The organism is Candidatus Korarchaeota archaeon NZ13-K (assembly GCA_003344655.1).
Lineage (GTDB): Archaea > Korarchaeota > Korarchaeia > Korarchaeales > Korarchaeaceae > Korarchaeum.
Map to the genome: position 1 here is coordinate 1 of MAIU01000094.1, position 4,004 is coordinate 4,004.

A 4,004-nucleotide genomic window follows, 5' to 3' on the forward strand; every position below is an offset into this window, starting at 1 on the left:
GCCCAGGCCCGTGCCCTTGGAGGGGAGTGAGTTCATAATAGATGCCGATATAGTTGTGAAGGCCGTGGGGGAGGTTCCAACACCTCCGGCCTCCGAGGAGCTTTCAGAGTACCTGGATGAGGCCGGGAGGTTGAGGGTGGATCAGAACTTCAACATAGCCGGGACCAACATCTTCGCGGCCGGGGATGTGGTCACCGGGCCCTCCAAGATCGGTAGGGCGGTGAAGCAGGGACTCAGCGCGGCTAGGAGTATGGATGAGCTCCTAGCCAGGGGGAAGGTGAGGAGGGGAGGATGATGGAGAGCCCAGCTGAGGTCTGCGACTTCCTGGGTGTGGAGGTTGAGAGGTGCGCGGAGCTGGGGAGCTTCCTAAAGGTGATAGACTTCCTGAGGTGCATAGACTGCGAGACCTGCAGCGTCGTCTGCGAGTTCACGCATGCCGGCAGATCATACGTCAGGATGATCATGTCGAAGATAGGTGTCGAGAAACCTGTCTCCTGCTTCCACTGCGAGATCGCCCCGTGCGTGAAGGTGTGCAAGAGGGATGCGATAGTGAGGAGGGAGGACGGGAGCCTCCAGATAATACCTTCGAGGTGCAACAAGTGCCTGGACTGCATCCACGCCTGTCCCTTCAGGGCCATCAGGCTCGGTGGTCCCGGAGGAGCTCCGGGGAAGTGCGATCTTTGCGAGCGGCTCAGGGAGGAGGGTCTGGAGCCCGCCTGCGTGGCGATGTGCCCTAGCGGGGCCATAAAGGTAAAAAAGATTTAGTGTTAGGCGTGGAGGAGGTTCTCCCTCTCCAGCATCTCCGCGACCCAGCTCAGGCCCAGCTCCTCGAGCTTGGCCCTCGTGGGCCTCCCCCTGACCCATCCCCTCTCAGCGTAGTACTCGGGGAGCATCTCCCCGAGCTTCGTGACGTGGCCCTTGGCCGGTCCCTCGGGCATCGGTTCCTCCAAGAGCCTCTTGGGTAGCGTGTCATGCTCCTCCCCGTCCCCGAAGGAGAGGACGTTGAAGGCCCTCTCCGCGTTGTATATCCTCTCACCTATCCTCTCGAACTCCTCGACGCCTATATCCCATCCCGTGACGGCGGAGAGCTGTGAGGCGAGTATTTCGTTTCCGTAAGCGAATGTCACGAACTTGCAGACTATCAGACTGTCTATAGTGGCGAAGGAGTCCTGGAACCTCTTCACCCACCTTCCCTTCCCGGCCGTGGAGAACCTGTCCAGCATCTCGGGTATCCCCAGGACCTCGGCCGAGATCAGGTAGGCCCTGAGGTGGCAGCCTCCCCTGTTGGACGTGGCATAAGCCAGGCCGTGCCCTTGGACCCCTCTTGGATCGTAGGCCGGGAGCTCCTGTCCCCTCACCACCATCGCAAGCTCCGGGGCCCCGTACTTCTGGGCCAGCCTCATCGCTCCCTCGGCCAGGTCATCCCCGATGCCCGATCTGTAGGCCGTGCGCCAGGTGAGCTCCACGAGGGCCTCACCGTTGCCCCAGGTCACCTTCAGGCCCCTCAGCCTCTCCTGGGGGACCTTCCCCCTCTCCACAAGCTCCATCAACGCACCTATTGTGCTGCCCATGGATATCGTGTCAAGCCCCAGCTCGTTGCACAGGTAGTTGGCCTTGCTGACCGCTGCCAGGTCGTCCGTTCCCGTCTGGGGGCCTAGGGCCCAGACACTCTCGTACTCCGGTCCCCCTCCCTCACCGGTGAACGGAGGGCTCTGTATCCTAGTGTACCTGGCGCAGCTTATCGGGCATCCCCAGCATGTCTCCTCCTCCTGCTTCTTCCAGTCCATTATCTCCTCCGCGATCCTCTCCCCACTCACCCTCTCGGCTGCGGCGAAGACCCCTGTCTGGAAGTTCCTCGTCGGCAGCACGCCGTGGGAGTTTATTATGTTTATCAGGACCGCCGTCCCGTACTTAGGGAGGGACTGGGAGGTGACGGGAGCCTTCTTTATTATGTCAAGGGACTTCTCGGCTATCTCCTCAAACTCTCCCTCCCTGGCGACTGTGGGGGTCGCGTGCCCCCTGACTGCTATCGCCTTCAGCCTCTTTGATCCCCAGACGGCTCCATGGCCGCCCCTGCCCGCTGCCCTGGACTTATCATTGATGAGATTGGCTATCTTCGATAGGTTCTCCCCGGCCGGTCCTATCGTGAGCACCTTTATCTCGCTGGCCTCATCGCTCCCCACCTCCGGGGCCAGCTCCTCCCTTATCATGTCGGTGGTCGCGTGGGTGTCCCTCCCCCATAGGTGCTTCGCGTCCCTCAGCTCGGCCTCGCCGTCATGTATCCAGAGGTAAACTGGTCTCTCCGAGGCTCCCTCTATTATCACGATGTCGAATCCGGCGAACTTGAGCTCCGGTCCGAACTTCCCGCCGCTCTGGGCATCATGGATGGTCCCCGTGAGAGGGGATTTCGTGACGGAGCACCATCTTCCCGAGGATGGCACCCCAGTCACTCCGGTGAGCGGACCCGTCGCCACTATGGCCTTGTTCCGGGGGCTGAGCGGGTCCACCCTGGGGTCGACCTCCTTGAGCATGTAGTAGACTCCGAGACCCCTGCCACCTATCCAAGCCCTGAGGATGCTCTCCTCTGGGAGCTGCTCCTTCGACACCCTCCCATCGGACAGATCCACCCTGAGGACGCCGCCCATGTATCCTCCTGGGGGCAAGGTATCACCATCCGCTACCGAATGAGCATCACTAATAAACATTTTGAACAAGAATTTTAATCTTTCACAGGCGATGTGTTGCAAGGTGTGGTGCATTGAAAGTGGCTTTCAGGTACGGGGACTGGAGGCTCGAGCTGGATGAGGGATCCCACCCCAGGACGCTGATGCTGGAGTTGTCGACCGGCTGCAATTATGATTGCCTTCACTGCTTCAGAAAGGCAGCAAGGGACCTGAAGCCGTGCCACATGACCCCGAACACATTTGAGCGCGTGGTGGAGGATGCTGTGAGGGCTGGCGTCAGGAGGATAGTCCTCTCGGGATGGGGTGAACCCACCTCGAACCCGGGGTTCATGGAGATGCTGAGGAGGCTGAAGGCCATGGGATTCCAGGTCGCCCTGAACACGAATGGTTCCACGCTCGAGGAATGCGCCGAGGAGCTCGTGAGGCTTGGGCTCGACGAGCTCTACGTTAGCTTGGAAGCCTATGATGTCCGGCTCTACAGCCTCGTAAGGAGAGGAGGAACTTTACAGGGCCTCTCAAGGGGTCTGAGGAGGCTCCTCCGGGCGAAGGTTGAGGCCTCGAGCCCCAGACCCGAGGTGAGGGCCATCTTCACCGTCACCAGGCTGAACCTGAGCGAGATGACGGGAGCCTTAGAGTTCGCCAGGGAGCTGGGGTTGAGCGAGGTCAGGTTCAGCAACTTCATAGACTTCGATGGGGAGCTGGACTGCCTGAGCGATGAGGGATGCGTGAGGAGATTGAGGGAGGAGCTGGACAGGGTATCGCTCAAGGTCCTGGAGATGGGCATCAGGGTGGCCCAGCCCAACCTGGCGCCCTCAACATCGAGGTCCTGCCCTTTCGTGTCCAACAGGGCCCTCTTCGTGAGGTGCGATGGTAAGGTGACCCCCTGCATATACTACGCCAGATCTTGGAGGACTAGGGTGCTTGGGGTGTCCAGGAGGATAAGGGAGGTCGTCCTCGGGGATCTCGGGAGGGAGAGCCTGATGGACGTGTGGAGGAACTCCTACGCGAGGATGCTTATGAGGCTCTACTTCCTGAGACTCCCCTCATGCCTCGACTGCTCCCTGGTGAACTACTGCCTGATTACCAGGAGCAACGAGTCCGATTGCTGGGGAAACAGGCCCTCCTGCGCCCACTGCCCCTACCTCCATGGCCTCTCCTTCTGTCCCCTCTAAGTTTAAATTCCCGGAGCTCAAGTGAGCTGGATGGTCGAGGTAAGGGTTTACATGACCCTGAGGGAGAAGCTCGGGTGGGGAAGCAGGGAGGTGAGGATTGAAGGGAAGGTGAGGTTCTCAGATCTCCTGGAGGAGCTGAGGGACCTCA

The 4,004-nt window shown here is 60.4% G+C and carries 4 protein-coding genes; 3 read left to right on the forward strand and 1 reads right to left on the reverse strand.

The features are described from left to right. Both BA066_07050 and BA066_07055 read left to right on the forward strand, forming a co-directional pair. The coding region (locus BA066_07050; protein ID RDD52934.1) for a glutamate synthase at positions 1-295 on the forward strand (295 nt) is incomplete at its 5' end. Then, positions 292-765, forward strand: coding sequence for a ferredoxin (locus tag BA066_07055; protein ID RDD52935.1), 474 nt, complete (start codon positions 292-294; stop codon positions 763-765). The genes BA066_07050 and BA066_07055, both read left to right, overlap by 4 nt. A 2-nt stretch (positions 766-767) precedes the next feature. On the opposite strand, the gene BA066_07060 is transcribed toward BA066_07055, so the two are convergent. Continuing rightward, the gene (locus tag BA066_07060; GenBank protein ID RDD52936.1) at positions 768-2,663 is read right to left on the reverse strand and encodes an aldehyde ferredoxin oxidoreductase; all 1,896 of its coding nucleotides are present in this window, start codon (positions 2,661-2,663) and stop codon (positions 768-770) included. 95 nt (positions 2,664-2,758) lie between these two features. Here BA066_07060 and BA066_07065 point away from each other — a divergent pair, with 95 nt between their 5' ends. Further along, positions 2,759-3,856, forward strand: a complete 1,098-nt coding sequence (locus BA066_07065; GenBank protein RDD52937.1) for a radical SAM protein — start codon at positions 2,759-2,761, stop codon at positions 3,854-3,856. Positions 3,857-4,004 lie beyond the last annotated feature (148 nt).